This window comes from Streptomyces anulatus, from assembly GCF_014650675.1.
GTDB classification, from domain to species: Bacteria; Actinomycetota; Actinomycetes; order Streptomycetales; family Streptomycetaceae; genus Streptomyces; species Streptomyces anulatus.
In genome coordinates, this window is record NZ_BMVK01000003.1 from 299,572 (window position 1) to 316,933 (window position 17,362).

A 17,362-nucleotide genomic window follows, 5' to 3' on the forward strand; every position below is an offset into this window, starting at 1 on the left:
GTCCTACACATGGATTTGATGCGTTTCCTGTAACGCTTCCGAGACGCTTCTTGTGCGTAGGGTCACGGAACGGGCACCCGGCTTGACGTGTCGGACCCCTGGGGCAGACTTGGCGCGTAATCGCGTTGTACGGAACCGCGTCGCACGCAATCACGTCAGACAGAAACGATGTCGGACAGACACCGCGTGCGACCGCGCGCCGCCGAGGGGGATGCAAGTCATGAGCCAGGACGGCGCACAGGGCCGCTACGCGGGCGGGGCGGTCGCGGGCGGCCGCTACCAGCTGCGCGACCTGCTCGGCGAGGGCGGGATGGCGTCCGTATACCTGGCCTACGACTCCGCCCTGGACCGCCAGGTCGCGATCAAGACCCTGCACACCGAGCTCGGCCGCGAGCAGTCCTTCCGCGAGCGCTTCCGGCGTGAGGCGCAGGCCGTCGCCAAGCTCCAGCACACCAACATCGTCTCCGTCTTCGACACCGGCGAGGACGAGCTCGGCGGTGCGCTGATGCCGTACATCGTCATGGAGTACGTCGAGGGGCAGCCGCTCGGCTCGGTGCTGGCCACCGACATCCGCACCCACGGCGCGATGCCCGCCGACAAGGCCCTCAAGGTGACGGCGGACGTGCTCGCCGCGCTGGAGACCAGCCACGAGATGGGCCTGGTCCACCGGGACATCAAGCCCGGCAACGTGATGATGACCAAGCGCGGCATCGTCAAGGTGATGGACTTCGGCATCGCCCGGGCCATGCAGTCCGGTGTCACCTCGATGACCCAGACCGGCATGGTCGTCGGCACCCCGCAGTACCTCTCCCCCGAGCAGGCCCTCGGCCGCGGCGTCGACGCCCGGTCCGACCTGTACTCGGTCGGCATCATGCTCTTCCAGCTGCTGACCGGCCGGATCCCGTTCGACGCGGACTCGCCGCTGGCCATCGCGTACGCGCATGTGCAGGAGGAGCCGGTCGCGCCGTCCAGCATCAACCGGTCGGTCACCCCGGCGATGGACGCCCTCGTCGCCCGCGCGCTCAAGAAGAACCCGAACGAGCGCTTCCCCAGCGCCGCCGCGATGCGCGACGAGATCGCCCGTGTGCTGAACGCCTCCGGCGGCCAGACCGGCGCCCCGGTGATCGTGGCCGGCGGCGGTCCCGCCAGCAGCGGCTCCGGCGTCGGCTCGGCGGTGTTCCCGCCGGTCGACCAGAGCACCCCGGCGCCGCACAGCGTCCAGACGCCGTACCAGCCGCACCCGCACCAGCAGCCGGGCCCGTACAGCCAGCCGACCCCGGCGCCCACGCCGGGCTACGGCTACCCGCAGGCGGCCCAGGGCTACCAGGCCCCGGGCCCGCTGGCCCACCAGACCCCGCCGCCGTACTCGATCAACCCGCAGCACTCGACGGCCGTGGGCACCACCGCCGGCGGCGGCTCCAAGCGGAACATGCCGGTCGTCGTCGGCTCGATCGTCGTCGCGCTGCTGGCCATCGGCGGCCTGATCACCGCGATCGCCCTCCAGGGCGGCAAGGACGACGAGGCGGGCAAGGAAGGCGACCCGGGCACCAGCGAGGTGGAGGGGTACCGCCCGCCGGAGCGCAACCGGACGATGAAGGACACGGACTGCTCGAACGCGTCCGAGGACTCCAACGACCCGAAGAAGGTCCGCGCGCCGAGCTTCATCTACAAGGACATCCAGTCGGCGAAGGCGTGCGCCGCCGCCGCGGGCTGGACGGTCAAGGAGATCGCGGAGCCGGGCAACACGTACGCCGACGGCCAGGTCGTCGGACAGTTCCCGTCCTCCGGTGCGGCGGTCGACGAGCGCGGCGCCCACTTCGAGCTGAAGGTCTCCACCGGCAAGCCCTCCTGAGCACCGATCGCCCACGCATCACGCGGGGACGACGAGCGTCACAGATCGTCCGAAGGTGATCGTTACGGGTTCGCGGATCTCCGCCCCGGACCGGTATCGGAGCCCGGATTTCCGGATACCGCGTCCGGGATGCCGGATGCAGGGGCCCGTGTGACGCTGATCTCATGGCTCCAGGACTTCCGGCCGCATGGGTGTCGAGGTGTGCGGTCTGTCTGATGGCGGCGGCCGGAGCGGCTCTGGGGCCGCCGGGCGGCTCCGCCCACGGCGCATCGCCGCCCGGCGGCCCGTCCCGCGCCGTGACACCCCCCGGGACGCCGAGCCCCGCTGCCACCGCTACCGCCGCCGCCCCGTCCTCTCCGGCCGGGGCCCGACCCGCGCCCTCGGGCTCCGCGTCCCCCTCGACGCTCCCCTCCGCCCTGCCCCTGCCGTCCGGCGTCCCGGTCTCCGGAGCGCCGGGGACCGGCCCGGCCCCGCCCTCCCCCGCCACCACCGGGAACGGGGCACAGGCACCCGCGGGGCCCGACGCCGACGCGCCGGATTCCGCCTCCTCCTCCCCTTCCGCTTCCCCCGACGTATCCGGGTCGACCGCCCCCCTGGCCGGGCGCGAGGCCGGGGCGGGCAAGGCGCGTCCCGGGCGTTCGCTGTCACCGCTGGAGCTGGCGCGGGCCGAGGAGCCCGTCGAGGAGGACGAGCCCGAGGCCCCCCTGGCCGACCCCGTCGACCTGCCTGTTTCCACCCCGCCGCCCAGCGCCTTCACCGATCCGGGGCCCCGGTCCGGACAGGCTCTGGACGCCGCGTCCGTGCGGCGGGTGCAGCAGGTCTCGCTCGGCACGGGCATCGCGCTGGTCGGGCTGGGGCTCGGCTTCCTCGCGTTCCGTATGCGCCGGACGAACTGAGCGTCGCGACCCGCTGATCCCCCGCCCACGAGACTTGCCAGGACGAACATACTCGGTATACATACTCAGTATGTCCATTCGCCACGGCCTGCTGGCCCTGCTGGAGCGGGGCCCCCGTTACGGGTCCCGGCTCCGCACCGAGTTCGAGTCGCGCACCGGCTCCACCTGGCCCCTGAACGTCGGACAGGTCTACACGACGCTCAGCCGCCTGGAGCGTGACGGCATGATCGTCCAGGACGGTTCGGACGACGCCGGGCACGACCTCTACACGATCACCGACGACGGCCGCGCCGAGCTGCGCAACTGGTTCGAGACGCCGGTGGACCGCACCAGTCCGCCCCGCGACGAACTGGCCATCAAGCTCGCCATGGCCGTCGGGGCCCCGGGCGTCGATATCCGGGACGTCATCCAGTCCCAGCGCCACCACACGCTCAAGGCCATGCAGGACTACACCCGGCTCAAGGCCCAGGCCCTGGCCGACGTCCCGGCCAACCGGGACGAGGTCGCCTGGCTGCTCGTCGTGGAGCAGCTGATCTTCCAGGCGGAGGCCGAGGCCCGCTGGCTCGACCACTGCGAGTCCCGGCTCGTCCGTCTCGCCGAGGCCGCCGCCACCGAGCCCGCCGCCGACCCCGGCCCCGCGGCCGCCCGCGGTCCGGCCCGGACACCGGCCGGCCGCACCCGGTCCAAGCGCTGACGCCGGCGCCCGCGGCACAGGCGGGCGCCCTCCCGGCGTCGCCGCCCGGAACCCAGGCCGTGCCCGTCCCGGCGCCGCCGCCCACATCCCGGCCGGCACCGCCGCCCCACCCGACCCACGTTGTTCCCAGGGGGGAACCACCCACCATGCCTTCGTCCGCCACACCTCCGCCCCCGCCGTCCCCCGGGACGCCCGGCGGCAGCCCCGTACTCGAACTGCGGGCGCTGACCCGCACCCATGGCTCCGGCATCGCCGAGGTCCACGCCCTGCGCGGGATCCAGCTCGCCGTGTACCCGGGCGAACTGGTCGCCGTGATGGGCCCCTCCGGGTCCGGCAAGTCCACCCTGCTGACCCTGGCCGGCGGGCTCGACACCGCCACCAGCGGCCAGGTGGTCATCGAGGGCCAGGACATCGCCGCCCTCGGCCCCAAGGGGATGGCCGCGCTGCGCCGCCGCAGCGTCGGCTACGTCTTCCAGGACTACAACCTCATCCCCGCCCTGACCGCCGCCGAGAACATCGCACTGCCCCGCGAACTCGACGGCGTCTCCGTGCGCAAGGCCCGCAAGGAGGCCCTCGCCGCGCTGGCCGAGCTGAAGCTGGAGGAGATCGCCGACCGCTTCCCCGACGAGATGTCCGGCGGCCAGCAGCAGCGCGTCGCCATCGCCCGCGCCCTCGTCGGCGACCGGCGCCTCGTGCTCGCCGACGAGCCGACCGGAGCGCTCGACTCCGAAACCGGCGAGGCCGTCCTCGCCCTGCTGCGTACCCGCTGCGACCAGGGCGCGGCCGGCGTCATGGTCACCCATGAGCCCCGGTACGCGGCCTGGGCCGACCGGGTCGTGTTCCTCCGGGACGGCTCGATCGTCGACCAGACGCTGACCACCGGGGCCGACTCCCTGCTCTCCGCCGGAACCGCCGAGGCCGCCACGTGAACCCGCTCCCCGGCTGGCGCGCCGCCTTCCGCATAGCCCGGCGCGACGCCGTACGGGCCAAGGGCCGCAGCGCCCTGGTCGTCGCGATGATCGCCCTGCCGGTCCTCGGTGTGACCGCCGCCGATCTCACCTACCGCAGCGCGCTGCCCACCAAGGCCAAGGAACTGACCGCCGGGCTGGGAGCGGCCGACGCCCGGTTCTCCGCCACGAGCATGGGCCCGGTGAAGCTGCAGCAGATGCCCGACGGCGTCACCTGGGGCACGCCCGAGGGCGCCCCGGACCCGACCCCGGAGGAGCAGGAGAAGCCGGTCGACGTGACCGCGACCTTCCCCGAGGGCTCGCGGTATCTCACCGAACGGACCGTGCCCGCGTCGGTGACCACCCGCCACGGCATCGCCGACACGCAGATCACCGAGCTGAGCGTCGCCGACCCGATGCTGCGCGGCCGGATCGAGCTGACCGACGGGGCCTACCCGCGGGCCAGGAACGAGATCGCCGCGACCGAGGAGTTCATCGAGTCGGCCGGACTGTCCATCGGCGACCGCGTCACCGTGCGCGGCCCCGACCAGGACTACACGCTCACCGGCGCCGTCGAACTGCCCGCCGACCTGCGAGCCGATTTCCTGTACGCGGTCCCCGGCGCGGTCATCGACCCCTGGCAGAAGACCGCCGACCGCGACAAGGACATCCTGCCGCCCCAGGCGAGTGACCCGGAGTGGCTGGTCCAGGCCCCGCCCGGCGCGGGCGTGACCTGGCAGGACGTCCTCGCCGCCAACGAGAAGGGCGTGGTGGTCGAGTCCCGCCGGGTCGTCCTGGATCCGCCACCGGTCTCCGAGATCCCCATGGCCGCCATGATGGGCGACTCGTACAACGACACGGAGAAGGCGCTGACCGCGGCGGCCCTCACCGTCGCCGCCATGGCCCTCCTGGAGATCGTGCTGCTGGCCGGTCCGGCGTTCGCCGTGGGCGCGCGCCGCTCCCGTCGGCAACTGGGCCTGGTCGGCTCGTGCGGCGGCAGCCGGGGCCAGGTCCGGGCCGTGGTGCTCGCGGGCGGCGCGGTACTCGGCGCGGTCGGCGCGGTCGTCGGGGTCGGCGCCGGATTCGGTCTGACCGCCCTGTTCCGCCCGATGATCGAGGACTACGCGGGCAGCCGCTTCGGCGAGCTGACCGTACGGCCCTGGGAGATCCTCGGCATCGCCGTGCTCGGCCTGGTCACCGGCGTCCTCGCCGCACTCGCCCCGGCGATCGTCGCGGGCCGCCAGTCGGTCCTGGAGTCGCTCACCGGGCGGCGCGGCACCCGCCGCTCCTCCCGGGTGCTGCCCGTCGTCGGCGTCATCGCGCTCGGCGTCGGAATCGCCGTCGCCGTCTACGGCGGGGTCAACGGCAGCACCAACCTCGTCGCCGGCGGCTCCGTCCTCGCCGAACTGGGCTTCCTCGGCTGCATCCCGGTGATCGTCGGCTTCCTCGGCCGGCTCGGCCGGCGGCTCCCGCTGACGCCCCGCATCGCCCTGCGCGACGCGGCCCGCAACCGGGGCCGCACCGCACCCGCCGTCGCCGCCGTGATGGCGGCGGTCGCGGGGAGCATCGCCATCGCCACGTACACCAGCAGCAACGCCGCCGAGCAGGCGTACGACTTCACGCCCAGCATGACCCCGGGCACCGCGGCGCTGATGGCCTCCGATGTCCGCGACAACGCCGAACTGCCCCGCTCCCGGGCCGCCGTCGAGCAGAACCTCCCGGTCAACGGCGGGCGCGCCGACATCGGACGGGTCTGGGCCGGAAGCGACTGCTCCGTGTACTACGAGGAGGAGAACGGCTGCGGCACCCTCGAACTCGTGAAGCCCACCGGCAAGGGCCACTCCTGCCCGCTCAAGGGCAAGGGCGCCAAGGAGCTCGCCCTGCGGATCTCGGCCGATGAGCACAAACGGCTGATGAACTCCCCGGCCTGCATGGACGAGAACTACACGATGGTCGCGTTCGGTACCGATGAACACAAGATCGTCATCGGCGGCGCGGACGTGCTCGACTCGTACGTGAAGCTCGACGACCCGGCGGCGGCGAAGGCCATCGCCGAGGGAACCCCCGTCCTGCTGAACTCGGCGTACGCGAAGGGCGGCGAGGTCACCCTCAAGGCCACCCACATCTACAACCCGCGCGACAAGAAGAACCGGGCCCTGCACCCCGGCAAGGCCCGCACCACCACGGACCGGCTGAAGGTGTACGTCGCGCCGGACCGCTACGCGGCGACACCGGGCATCCGGATGGTCATGCCGGAGCAGACCGCCGAGCGGCTCGGCCTGCACGTCGAGGAGAACGGCAGCTTCTACACGCTCGCCCGGGACGCCACGGACGCCGAGAACCAGGCGGTCCAGGCCGCACTCGACCAGGCGGGGAACCGCTCGTACCTGATGACCTCGGACGAGAGGTTCCGGACGGACGACGACACGATCCTGCTGATCCTCGCCCTCTTCGCCGGAGTGGTGACCCTGGGCGCGGCGGCCATCACGACCGGTCTGTCCAAGGCCGACGCGGAGGCCGACCTCACCACGCTCAGCGCGGTGGGCGCGCCCCCGGGCGTACGGCGCTCGCTGTCCGGCTTCCAGTGCCTGGTCGTCGCCCTGACCGGGGTGCTCCTGGGAACGGCGGCGGGGCTCGTGCCCGCGGTGGCCCTGCGGCTGACCGACCTGCGCGCGGCGCTGGCGGACATGCGGGAGGACCCGATGGAGTCGGCCTACACGCCGATCGTGATGCCGTGGGAGACCATCGGGCTGCTGGCCGTGGTCGTCCCGGTGCTCGCCGGGCTGCTGGCCGCCGGCCTCACCAGCTCCCGGCTGACCCTGGCCCGGCGCGCGGGGTGACAGGGCCTTCCGGCGCTCCCGGAAGGCTTCCGGTGCCCCCGAAAGCGGTGGATCTTCCGTTTTCGGGGGCACCACCATGGGGTACGGCACGTGTGCGAGACAATGGCGGCATGGAAATGCCGAGGAATGACCGGTCGCAGGAGCACCCGCAGGTCCTTGTCGTGGGCCAGGACGGAATGGCTATCGGCGGCGGTGCCAGTGACGACGAGTCGCGCGAGGTCCCGGTGACGGAAATGGTGGAACAGCCCGCGAAGGTCATGCGCATCGGCAGCATGATCAAGCAGCTCCTGGAGGAGGTCAGGGCGGCTCCTCTCGACGAGGCGAGCCGGGTCCGGCTCAAGGAGATCCACGCCAGCTCCGTGAAGGAGCTGGAGGACGGTCTGGCTCCCGAGCTGGTCGAGGAGCTGGAGCGGCTCTCGCTGCCGTTCACCGAGGAGTCGGTGCCCTCCGAGGCCGAGCTGCGGATCGCCCAGGCACAGCTCGTGGGCTGGCTGGAGGGACTCTTCCACGGCATCCAGACGGCGCTGTTCGCCCAGCAGATGGCGGCCCGCGCCCAGCTGGAGCAGATGCGCCGCGCCCTGCCGCCCGGCACCGGGCACGAGGACGATGACGGCGGCGCGGACCCGCACGGCCCGATCCGTTCGGGCCCGTATCTGTAACCCGAATCCGCCCTGGAGACCGAGGACCGAGTGGGGCCCGGCGCACATCACGGTGTGCGCCGGGCCCCTCGTCGTGTGCGGTGCGGCCTCGCCGTGTGCAATGCCGCGTCGCGGTGTGCGGTGCGGTCTACGGATCAGACGCCGGCCGACGGCGCGACCAGCAGTACCTTCCCGATGTGCGCGCTGGACTCCAGCACCCGGTGCGCCTCGGCGGCGTCCGCCATCGGCAACGCCCGGTCCACCACCGGCCGGACCACCCCGCCGCCGATCAGTGGCCACACGTGCTCGCGCACGGCGGCGACGATGGCGGCCTTCTCGTGGAGCGGGCGGCCCCGCAGGGAGGTCGCGGTGACGGCGGCCCGCTTGGTCAGCAGGGTGCCGAGATTCAGCTCGCCCTTGGCGCCGCCCTGGAGCCCGATGATCGCGAGGCGGCCGTTGACGGCGAGCGCCTGCACGTTCCGGTCCAGGTACTTGGCGCCCATGAGGTCCAGGATGACGTCGGCCCCCGCCCCGGCGGTGTTCTCGCGCAGTTCCTCGACGAAGTCCTGCTCGCGGTAGTTGATGAGGATGTCCGCCCCCAGCTCGGCGCACCGGGCGAGCTTCTCGGGGCTGCCCGCCGTGACCGCGACCCGGGCGCCGACCGCCTTCGCCAGCTGGATCGCCATCGTGCCGATGCCGCTGGAACCGCCGTGCACCAGGAAGGTCTCGCCGGGGCGAAGGTGGGACACCATGAAGACGTTGGACCACACCGTCGCGGTGACCTCGGGCAGCGCCGCGGCCTCCACCGGGTCGACGCCCTCCGGTACGGGGAGGAGCTGGCCCGCCGGCGCGGCGACCTTCTCCGCGTAACCGCCGCCCGCCAGCAGCGCGCACACGGCGTCGCCGACCGCCCAGCCGGTCACCCCGGGACCGAGTGCGAGGATGCGGCCCGAGCACTCCAGGCCGGGGTAGGGGGACGCGCCGGGCGGCGGGTTGTAGAAGCCCTGCCGCTGGAGCACGTCGGCGCGGTTCACCGCGCCGGCGACGACCTCGACGAGGACCTCGCCGTCGCCGGGTACGGGATCGGGCACCTCGGCCCACACGAGCGCCTCGGGGCCGCCGGGTTCGGGAATCGTGATCGCATGCATGGCCGCGAGGCTACTCCGGCGCGGCCTGCGTTCAGGGGCGCGGCGGCATCGAGTTGTTCGGCAGGGATGCGGAGCTGGGGCTCTTCCGCACGATGGTGATGACCCGGTCCGTCAGCTGCAACGGACTGGCCGCCGGGTCGTCGTAGCCGAGCAGCCGGTGTCCGCGCAGGACGCTGACGACGAGATCGTCCGTCTCCCGTACGTTCTTGCCCACCTCGGCCTTTATGACCGGCCGTTCCACCAGGTCGAGGCCGCTGCCCTGCTGGATCAGGTCCTCCATCACGGTGCCCGCGCTGGGGCTGAGGACGGAGAGGCCGAGCAGCCGCCCGGCGGCACTGGCGCTGGTGATGACGGCGTCGGCGCCGGACTGCCGCAGGAGGGGAGCGTTCTCCTCCTCGCGCACCGCCGCCACGATCTTCGCCCCGCGGTTCAGTTGACGTGCGGTCAGGGCCACCAGGACGGCGGTGTCGTCGCGCTGGGTGGCGATGATGATCTGACGCGCTTTCTGGAGCTCGGCGCGCAGCAGGACATCGCTGCGGGTGGCGTCGCCGAGCACGCCGGTGAAGCCCTCGGCGTTGGCGGCCTCGATCACCTTGGAGGCCGGATCGACGACGACGATCTGGTCCTTCCGCAGACCGGTGGTGCAGAGGGTCAGGATCGCCGAGCGGCCCTTCGTGCCGAAGCCGACGACGACGGTGTGGTCACGCAAGTTGGATCTCCAACGCTTCAGCCGGAAGTCCTCGCGGGTCCGTTCCGTGAGGACTTCGAGGGTGGTACCGACCAGGATGATCAGGAAGAGCACGCGCAGCGGTGTCACGAGCACCACGTTGATCAGCCTGGCCCCGTCGCTGTACGGGGTGATGTCCCCGTACCCGGTGGTGGAGAGGGTGACCGTCGCGTAGTAGACCGCGTCGAGCAGATCGACCTTGCCGTCGGCGTTGTCGTTGTAGCCGCCGCGGTCGAGCCAGACGATCAGCACGGTCGTGGCCAGCACGAGCAGCGCCATCAACAGGCGTTTGCCGACCTGACGGGCCGGGCCGTCGACGACCCGGCGGGGGAGCATCACCCGGGTCGGGACGACCAGTTCGTCCGCTCGCCTGGCCATCGCATCGTGGCCGGGAAGTTTCACGTGAAACACCCTTCCGTCCACGGCGTCGCCGGGGCCCATGGGAGATCCAGAATCTCCACCTCGGTGCCGGACCGTACCCCGCCCGGCGGCACCACGGCCAGCCCGTCCGCCGCGGCGATCCCCCGGAGCATCGCAGGTCCGTTGTAGCGGAGCGGCGCGACATGGTCCCGGCCACCCGCCCGGCCCGCGCGGTGGACCACGGGGACGAGGCGGGTGTCATGCGGGTGCCCGTGCACCTCGGCATGGACGAGAGCCCGGTACGCGTCCTGCGCGGGCCGGCCCGCAAGGCCCGCGAGCAGCGGCTCCGCGAGCGTCAGCAGACCCGATACGGCCGCGAGCGGATTGCCGGGCAGCCCGACCAGATACGGCCCGTCCGGCGTTCCCCGCGACTGTCCCGGAGCCGGCAGCCGCGCCAGCAGCATGGGGTGGCCGGGGCGGACCGCGGCTCCGTCCACCAGCAGTTCGGCCCCGAGGGCGTCAAGGACCGGGTGCACATGGTCGACCGGGCCGGAGGCGGTGCCGCCGGTGGTGACGATCAGGTCGGCGTCGGAGCCGGTGAGGGCCTCGCGCAGCGCTTCCGCGTCGTCCCCGAGGCGGCGGGGCCCGGAGACCTCGGCGCCCAGAGCCCGCAGCCAGGGGCCGAGCATGGGGCCGAGGGCGTCCCGGATGAGCCCGTCGTGGGGCAGCCCGGAGGCGAGCAGTTCATCGCCGAGGACGAGGATGTCGACGCGCGGACGGGGCACGGCGGGCAACGCGTCGTACCCGGCGGCCGCGGCGAGACCGAGCACGGCCGGGGTCACGACCGTCCCGGCCGGGACGAGCTGCTCGCCCGAACGGCACTCCTGGCCCCGGGGTCTGATGTCCTGCCCGGCGACCACGGGACGCCGGGCGTGCAACAGCCCCTTGGCCTCGTCGGCGTGCGCGTGCTCGCTGCGGATGACCGCCGTGGTGTCGGGCGGGACACGGGCGCCGGTGGCGATCCGTACGGCGGCGCCGTCGGGCAGTGCGGTGGCCGGGCCGCGTCCGGCGAGGAGCCCCGCCCCGGCCCCGAACGCCCAGGGCCCCGGCCCGGCGACCGCCCAGCCGTCCATGGCCGAGGTGTCGAAGGACGGCAGATCGGTGAGCGCGCCGAGCGCCTCGGCCAGCACATGGCCCAGCGCCCGGTCGAGCGGCAACCGGATCGTCGGGGGCGGACCGGCCCGCCCGGCCCTCGCCGCGGCCGCCCGCGCCCGGTCCCAGGAGAGGGTCGGGGGCGGTGGCGGGGCGGAGGACCGGACACGGCCTCCGGGCCGGTCCGCCGGGGCGGGGGCTTCCGGCAGAGCTTCCGTCAGGTCTCCCGGGTCGCCGCCGGGGCCGCCGCCCAGTCCCTCGCCGGGGGCCTCCCACCTGAGACTCGGACGCCTGCTCGACCCACCGACCAGGGCGAGCGCCTGCTCGACGGCCCGCTCCGCCTCCTCGTGTGCGAGGCCGCTCCCGCGTCCGGTCGGGGCGAGGTCGGGCGCGGGGCCGGTGGCGTCACGCACGGGGTGGGTGGCGTCGGTGGGGTCATGCACGGGGCCGGTGGCCGCGGTGGGGTCATGCACGGGGCCGGTGGCCGCGGTGGGGTCATGCACGGGGCCGGTGGGGCGGCTCCGGTCGGGGCCGGTCATGGCGTCCCGGTCCCCTCGCGGCCCGCGTCGGGCTTCGCCCCGCCCGCCTCATCGCTCCCCGCGCTCGCTTCCGCTTCCCAGCGCAGAGCCAGAGCGGTGGCCCTGCGAGCGGTCTCCGCGACCGCTGCCGCGGCTTCGTCGGGCCCCGCTCCGGCGCTCGCCCTGGCCGCCGCGTACCCGACCAGGAAGGTCGTGAGCGGTGCGGCGGGGCGGGCGACTCCGTGCGCGGCGTCACGGGCGAGGTCGAGCAGGACACCGGTGTCGACGTCGAGTTCGATTCCCAGTTCGTTCTTGACCGAGGTGATCCATTCGTCCAGCACGGCCCCATGCTCCCTGATCCGGGCTCTGGCGGCGGCGATGTCGTCCCAAGTGTCGCAGTCGAACGCGGCGTCAGGGCCCGCGTCCACCCGGGCGAGATCCAGCTCCGCCGTCAGGAGCCGGAGCGGCAGCCCGGCGAGGCCCCCGTACTCGGTGGCGAGCAGCGCCAGCTCCCGGCGGAGCGGCTCGGCGCGGTAGGCGGCCACCAGCGGCTGGTCACGTCCGTCGGGGTCGATGCACAGGGCCCCTTCCCGGCCGGGCTGTCCGGCGGCGCCGAGCAGCGCGTCGACCGTCCCCGGGCCGAGGAACGGAAGGTCGGCGGAGAGGACGAGAACGCGCTCCGCCGTCGTCAGCCGCAGCCCCGCCCCCAGTGCCGCCAACGGGCCGCCGCCCTCGGGCACTTCCCGGGTCCAGGCGACGGGTCTGGCGGTGGCGCGACGGCCGCCGACCACGACGGTGAGTGCCGCGTCGTCGCACGCCGCGAGCACGCGGTCGAGCAGCGCCCGGCCGCCCACCCGGACTCCTGGCTTGTCGGCGCCGCCGAGCCGCTTCGCGGCCCCGCCGGCAAGGACGATCACGTCATAGGCGGTCATACGTCGAGTATGGGCGGCGGCCCGGGGCGACGCCCCCGCCGGGGTGGCCGGAAGGCCCGGTCCCGGAGGGGGCGAGTCCGGCAGGCTCCGGATGCCCGGCTACAGGGTGCGCAGCAGCACCGCCGGCTGCTCCACGCAGTCCGCCACATACCGGAGGAAGCCGCCCGCCGTTCCGCCGTCGCACACCCGGTGGTCGAAGGTCAGGGACAGCTGGACGACCTGACGTACGGCCAGTTCGCCCTGGTGCACCCACGGCTTGGGCATGATCCGGCCGACGCCGAGCATCGCCGCTTCCGGGTGGTTGATGATCGGCGTCGAACCGTCGACCCCGAACACCCCGTAGTTGTTCAGCGTGAACGTGCCCCCGGTCAGCTGGGCCGGGCTCAGCTTCCCGGTCCGCGCCAGCTCGGTCAGCCGGGCGATCTCGGCCCCGATCGACTCGGCGTTACGGGTGTGCGCGTCCCGGACGACCGGAACGACGAGGCCCCGCTCGGTCTGGGCCGCGAACCCGAGATGCACGCCGGGCAGCCGGACGATCTCCCGGGCCTCCGTGTCCACGGTGGAGTTGAGCTCGGGGAACCGGGCCAGCGCCGCGGTGCAGATCCTCGCCAGCAGGGCCAGGACCGACACCTTCGGCCCGGCGGACGGGCCCGTGGCGGCGTTCATCGCGGCCCTGACCGCCATCAGCTCGGTGGCGTCGGCGTCGACCCAGCAGGTCGCGTCCGGGATCTCGGTACGGCTGCGCGACAGCTTGTCGGCGACCGCTCCGCGCACCCCGCGCAGCGGAATCCGCTCGGCTGCCGGAGCAGCCGAGGCAGCGGGGGACGCGGCAGCCGGGGAAGCTCCGGTCGGGGCCGCAGCCGCCCTCGCTGTAGGTGTCTTCGCCGCCTCGGCCTCCTCCGCCTGCCGGATCGCGCGGTCGACGTCGGCGCGCAGGATCAGCCCGTCGGGACCCGAACCCGTCAGCCGCCGCAGTTCGATGTCGTGCTGCCGGGCCAGCCGGCGTACCAGCGGAGAGACCACCGGAACGGGTCCGTCGGACACCGGAGCGACGGACCCCGGAGCCGCGGTCGACGAGGCCGCGGGCACCGGAACGCCGGGAGCCCCGGACACCGGGGCTTCGGACACCGGAGCTTCCGGCACCGCAGCTTCGACCGTCAGAGCCCCGGACCGCGTCGGCGTCCGGTCGAGCCGGTCCGGCCGGATGCGCCGACGCCGTGCGGCCGGTGCGCCCGTCCCGTACCCCACGAGCACGTTCCCCGAGCCGCCTGAGGACTCCGTGGCGGAGGAACCCGAGGACGACGAGGGCGAGGACGGACCGGAAGGGGCGGACCCGTTCCGGGCGCCCGACGGGCCCGGCGTGACGGGACCCGAGGTCTCCGGCCCCTCCGGCGCCCCGACGGCGACCGTCAGCAGCGGTGCGCCGACGGGAAGTTCCGTTCCCTCCTCGCCGAACCGCGCGGTCACCACGCCCCCGTAGGGGCAGGGCACCTCCACCATGGCCTTGGCCGTCTCGACCTCGACGACGGGCTGGTCGATGGCGACGACGTCGCCGACCTCCACCAGCCAGCGGACGATCTCCGCCTCGGTCAGTCCCTCACCGAGGTCCGGCAGCTTGAATTCGAGCACCTGGGCCATCAGCTGTCCGCCTCCCACTGCAACCGGGCCACCGCGTCGAGCACCCGGTCCACTCCCGGCAGATGGTGCCGCTCCAGCATGGGCGGCGGGTAGGGGATGTCGAACCCGGCCACCCGCAGCACCGGAGCCTCCAGATGGTGGAAGCACCGCTCGGTGATCCGGGCCGCGATCTCACCGCCGGGCCCGCCGAACCCGGGGGACTCATGGACGACGACCGCCCGCCCGGTGCGTCGCACCGACGCGGTCACCGTCTCGTCGTCGAACGGCACCAGCGAACGCAGGTCCACCACTTCGAGGTCCCAGCCCTCGGCGACCGCCGCCTCGGCGGCCTCCATGCAGACCGGCAGGGAGGGCCCGTACGTGATCAGGGTGGCGCTGCGTCCCGAACGGCGCACCACGGCCCTGCCGATCGGCTCGACCTCGGCGGGGGCCTCGGGCGACCAGTCGGCCTTGGACCAGTAGAGCCGCTTGGGCTCCAGGAAGATCACCGGGTCGTCCGAGGCGATCGACTCCCGCAGCAGTCCGTACGCGTCCTCGACCGTGGCCGGTGTGACGACGTGCAGCCCCGGGGTGGCCATGTAGTACGCCTCGGAGGAGTCGCTGTGGTGCTCGACCCCGCCGATCCCGCCGCCGTACGGCACCCGCACGGTGATGGGCAGCGGCATGGCCCCGCCGGTGCGGTTGCGCATCTTGGCGACATGGCTCATCAGCTGCTCGAACGCCGGGTAGGCGAACGCGTCGAACTGCATCTCCACCACGGGCCGCAGCCCGTACATCGCCATGCCGACGGCCGCGCCGAGGATGCCCGCCTCGGCCAGCGGGGTGTCGGTGCAGCGGTCGTCGCCGAACTCCTTCGCCAGCCCGTCGGTGATCCGGAAGACCCCGCCGAGCGTGCCCACGTCCTCACCGAGCACGTGAACGGTGGGGTCCTCGGCCATCGAGTCGCGGAGCGCGCGCCCGAGTGCCTGTGCCATCGTGGCCGGTTTCGCCTTCGTCCGGCGTCCGTCGGCCGTCACTGCCGCGGTGGTCATCGTCCCGCCTCCGCGCCGTGCTCGTCGTGGTCCTGCTCGGCGTCCAGCTCGGCGCGCAGAGCGGCAGCCTGCTCCCGGAGCTGGCCGGTCTGCTCGGCGTAGACATGGGTGAACAGGTCCATCGGGGCCAGCTCCGGATCCGCGTTCATCCGGTCGCGCAGGGCTGCGGCCATGCGTTCCGCGGCCTCCTTCGCCCGTGCGATGCCCTCGTCGTCCAGCAGCCCGCGCCCCGTCAGCTCACGCTCCAGCAGCAGCACCGGGTCGTGCGCCTTCCAGGCCTCGACCTCGCTGTCGACCCGGTAGCGGGTGGCGTCGTCGGCGTTGGTGTGGGCTTCCATGCGGTAGGTGACGGCCTCGACCAGGGTCGGGCCCTCGCCCCGCCGGGCCCGTGCCACGGCCTCGCTCAGCACCTGGTGCACGGCTGCGGCGTCGTTGCCGTCGACGAGACGGCCCGGCATCCCGTATCCGACGGCCTTGTGGGCGAGGGAGGGGGCGGCGGTCTGCTTGGCCAGCGGCACCGAGATCGCGAAGCCGTTGTTCTGGACGAAGAAGACGACCGGGGCCTTCCAGACGGCCGCGAAATTCAACGCCTCGTGGAAGTCGCCCTCGCTCGTGCCGCCGTCGCCGACCATGGCGAGCGCCACCACGTCGTCGCCCTTGAGCCGGGCGGCGTGCGCCAGCCCCACGGCGTGCGGGAGCTGGGTGGCCAGGGGAGTGCACAGCGGGGCGATGCGGTGCTCGCGCGGGTCGTAACCGGTGTGCCGGTCGCCCCGCAGCAGAGTCAGCGCCTCGACCGGGTCCAGGCCGCGCGCGACGGCGGCCAGCGTGTCGCGGTAGCTGGGGAAGAGCCAGTCGCGCTCCTCCAGAACCAGGGCGGCGGCGATCTCGCACGCCTCCTGGCCGGTGCTCGACGGGTAGACCGCCAGCCGGCCCTGCTTCGTCAGCGCGGTGGCCTGGGCGTTGTAGCGACGCCCCCGGATCAGCTCGGCGTGGAGTCGGAGCAACAGCTCGGGGTCGACGTCGGCGACCGCGTCCGTACCGAGCACCCGGTAGGGCTCCGGGTCCGGGAGCAGCGGGGCGGGGTCGGTGATCGGCTTCCAGGCCGGGGGCGGCGTGGGCCGGTAGGCGGCCGCGCCGGGCAGCTCTTGGACCGTCATGAGAAGCACCTCCTGGCATCGAGGGAGATCGAGGGACAGTCGATCGGGGGTGTCGACAGGGAGCGAGATGTCGAGGCGTGGGCCGGGCACGGGTGTGGTGTGCCTCACCTACCGATTGTTCGGTCGCGGGGGCATTTTGGCTACAGGCGCCGCCAGCCTGTGGACAAACGGTTCTCCACAGCCTGGGATAGGAACAGGTCGTCCACAACAGGGAGGCGCGGGCCGATGGCAGCTGAACGAATGGCCGACAAGGGCGAGGAGCAGCGCCGGGTCACGCCCGCCGCCACGCCGTCGGCCGCCCCCTCGGTCGTACCGCCGGCCGCACCCGCCGGCCCGGCGGCGGAGGTCCCGGTTCCGCCCGCGCGGCCGCTGGACTCCATCGACCGCGACATCCTGCGCATCCTCCAGACGGACGGCCGCGCCTCGATACGGTCCGTGGCCGAACGGGTCCACGTATCGCGCGCCAACGCCTACGCCCGTATCAACCGGCTCGTCGAGGACGGCGTGATCCGCGGCTTCGGCGCCCGGGTCGACCACGAGCGGGCGGGCCAGGGGGCGTCCGCGTACATCACGCTCAAGATCGTGCAGAACTCCTGGCGCACGGTGCGCGAGCAGCTTCAGGCGCTGCCCGGGGCCACGCACATCGCCCTGGTCAGCGGCGACTTCGACGTACTGCTCCTGGTGCACACGCCGGACAACCGGGCGCTGCGGGAGCTGGTCCTCACCCGGATCCAGTCCATCCCCGAGGTGCTTTCGACGCGCACCCTGCTGGTGTTCGAGGAGACGGACCTCGGCCCGCGCCCGGACCGGCCGGCCGAACTCGCCTGACCGC

The 17,362-nt window shown here is 73.4% G+C and carries 14 protein-coding genes; 7 read left to right on the top strand and 7 right to left on the bottom strand.

Annotation, left to right across the window (positions count from 1 at the left end; all coding sequences use genetic code 11):
• Positions 1–220 precede the first annotated feature (220 nt).
• The 6 genes from IE272_RS09765 to IE272_RS09790 all read left to right on the top strand — a co-directional run bounded on the left by IE272_RS09765 (position 221) and on the right by IE272_RS09790 (position 7,888).
• Positions 221–1,852 carry a protein kinase domain-containing protein gene (locus IE272_RS09765; RefSeq protein WP_190006664.1) on the top strand — a complete coding sequence of 544 codons (1,632 nt, stop codon included), beginning with the start codon at positions 221–223 and terminating at the stop codon, positions 1,850–1,852.
• A 164-nt stretch (positions 1,853–2,016) separates the two neighbouring features.
• The gene (locus IE272_RS09770) at positions 2,017–2,748 is read left to right on the top strand and encodes a hypothetical protein (protein ID WP_229897251.1); all 732 of its coding nucleotides are present in this window, start codon (positions 2,017–2,019) and stop codon (positions 2,746–2,748) included.
• Between the two features lie 70 nt (positions 2,749–2,818).
• Entirely contained in the window at positions 2,819–3,442 is a 624-nt protein-coding gene (locus IE272_RS09775) for a PadR family transcriptional regulator (RefSeq protein WP_056702096.1), read from the top strand.
• A 146-nt stretch (positions 3,443–3,588) separates the two neighbouring features.
• Positions 3,589–4,371, top strand: coding sequence for an ABC transporter ATP-binding protein (locus IE272_RS09780; RefSeq protein WP_050359789.1), 783 nt, complete (start codon positions 3,589–3,591; stop codon positions 4,369–4,371).
• The gene (locus IE272_RS09785; protein WP_050359790.1) at positions 4,368–7,229 is read left to right on the top strand and encodes an FtsX-like permease family protein; all 2,862 of its coding nucleotides are present in this window, start codon (positions 4,368–4,370) and stop codon (positions 7,227–7,229) included. The genes IE272_RS09780 and IE272_RS09785 overlap by 4 nt, the downstream gene beginning before the upstream one ends.
• A 110-nt stretch (positions 7,230–7,339) precedes the next feature.
• The gene (locus IE272_RS09790) at positions 7,340–7,888 is read left to right on the top strand and encodes a bacterial proteasome activator family protein (RefSeq protein WP_073958255.1); all 549 of its coding nucleotides are present in this window, start codon (positions 7,340–7,342) and stop codon (positions 7,886–7,888) included.
• A 134-nt stretch (positions 7,889–8,022) separates the two neighbouring features.
• Here the strand turns inward: IE272_RS09790 and IE272_RS09795 are convergent, their stop codons facing one another.
• From IE272_RS09795 to pdhA, 7 genes are all read right to left on the bottom strand, one after another.
• A complete protein-coding gene (locus IE272_RS09795) occupies positions 8,023–9,015 on the bottom strand; it encodes an NAD(P)H-quinone oxidoreductase (RefSeq protein WP_190006665.1) in 993 nt (330 codons plus the stop codon).
• A gap of 31 nt (positions 9,016–9,046) precedes the next feature.
• On the bottom strand, positions 9,047–10,183 hold the full coding sequence (locus IE272_RS09800; protein ID WP_050359793.1) for a potassium channel family protein: 1,137 nt from the start codon (positions 10,181–10,183) through the stop codon (positions 9,047–9,049).
• Positions 10,141–11,793: a molybdopterin-binding protein gene (locus IE272_RS09805; RefSeq protein WP_229897252.1), complete on the bottom strand. Its 1,653-nt coding sequence runs from the start codon at positions 11,791–11,793 to the stop codon at positions 10,141–10,143. Before IE272_RS09805 ends, IE272_RS09800 begins: the two co-directional genes overlap by 43 nt.
• Positions 11,790–12,704 (bottom strand): DUF6457 domain-containing protein, encoded by a 915-nt coding sequence (locus IE272_RS09810; RefSeq protein WP_190006666.1) that lies wholly within the window; start codon positions 12,702–12,704, stop codon positions 11,790–11,792. Before IE272_RS09810 ends, IE272_RS09805 begins: the two co-directional genes overlap by 4 nt.
• 99 nt (positions 12,705–12,803) lie before the next feature.
• Positions 12,804–14,342: a dihydrolipoamide acetyltransferase family protein gene (locus IE272_RS09815; protein ID WP_190006667.1), complete on the bottom strand. Its 1,539-nt coding sequence runs from the start codon at positions 14,340–14,342 to the stop codon at positions 12,804–12,806.
• Positions 14,342–15,373, bottom strand: coding sequence for an alpha-ketoacid dehydrogenase subunit beta (locus IE272_RS09820; RefSeq protein WP_050359795.1), 1,032 nt, complete (start codon positions 15,371–15,373; stop codon positions 14,342–14,344). Before IE272_RS09820 ends, IE272_RS09815 begins: the two co-directional genes overlap by 1 nt.
• Complete coding sequence (gene pdhA, locus IE272_RS09825) at positions 15,370–16,530, bottom strand: pyruvate dehydrogenase (acetyl-transferring) E1 component subunit alpha (protein WP_073958257.1); 1,161 nt, start codon at positions 16,528–16,530, stop codon at positions 15,370–15,372. Before pdhA ends, IE272_RS09820 begins: the two co-directional genes overlap by 4 nt.
• A gap of 240 nt (positions 16,531–16,770) precedes the next feature.
• Here pdhA and IE272_RS09830 point away from each other — a divergent pair, with 240 nt between their 5' ends.
• Complete coding sequence (locus tag IE272_RS09830) at positions 16,771–17,358, top strand: Lrp/AsnC family transcriptional regulator (RefSeq protein WP_190006793.1); 588 nt, start codon at positions 16,771–16,773, stop codon at positions 17,356–17,358.
• Positions 17,359–17,362: the final 4 nt, after the last annotated feature.

Excerpts from the sequence above, each read along its gene's own strand:
- pdhA (WP_073958257.1), bottom strand. The coding sequence starts at position 16,530 with ATGACGGTCCAAGAGCTGCCCGGCGCGGCCGCCTACCGGCCCACGCCG.
- IE272_RS09815 (WP_190006667.1), bottom strand. The coding sequence starts at position 14,342 with ATGGCCCAGGTGCTCGAATTCAAGCTGCCGGACCTCGGTGAGGGACTG.
- IE272_RS09820 (WP_050359795.1), bottom strand. The coding sequence starts at position 15,373 with ATGACCACCGCGGCAGTGACGGCCGACGGACGCCGGACGAAGGCGAAA.
- IE272_RS09775 (WP_056702096.1), top strand. The coding sequence starts at position 2,819 with ATGTCCATTCGCCACGGCCTGCTGGCCCTGCTGGAGCGGGGCCCCCGT.
- IE272_RS09790 (WP_073958255.1), top strand. The coding sequence starts at position 7,340 with ATGGAAATGCCGAGGAATGACCGGTCGCAGGAGCACCCGCAGGTCCTT.
- IE272_RS09780 (WP_050359789.1), top strand. The coding sequence starts at position 3,589 with ATGCCTTCGTCCGCCACACCTCCGCCCCCGCCGTCCCCCGGGACGCCC.
- IE272_RS09810 (WP_190006666.1), bottom strand. The coding sequence starts at position 12,704 with ATGACCGCCTATGACGTGATCGTCCTTGCCGGCGGGGCCGCGAAGCGG.
- IE272_RS09830 (WP_190006793.1), top strand. The coding sequence starts at position 16,771 with ATGGCCGACAAGGGCGAGGAGCAGCGCCGGGTCACGCCCGCCGCCACG.
- IE272_RS09795 (WP_190006665.1), bottom strand. The coding sequence starts at position 9,015 with ATGCATGCGATCACGATTCCCGAACCCGGCGGCCCCGAGGCGCTCGTG.
- IE272_RS09765 (WP_190006664.1), top strand. The coding sequence starts at position 221 with ATGAGCCAGGACGGCGCACAGGGCCGCTACGCGGGCGGGGCGGTCGCG.
- IE272_RS09800 (WP_050359793.1), bottom strand. The coding sequence starts at position 10,183 with ATGGGCCCCGGCGACGCCGTGGACGGAAGGGTGTTTCACGTGAAACTT.
- IE272_RS09805 (WP_229897252.1), bottom strand. The coding sequence starts at position 11,793 with ATGACCGGCCCCGACCGGAGCCGCCCCACCGGCCCCGTGCATGACCCC.
- IE272_RS09770 (WP_229897251.1), top strand. The coding sequence starts at position 2,017 with ATGGCTCCAGGACTTCCGGCCGCATGGGTGTCGAGGTGTGCGGTCTGT.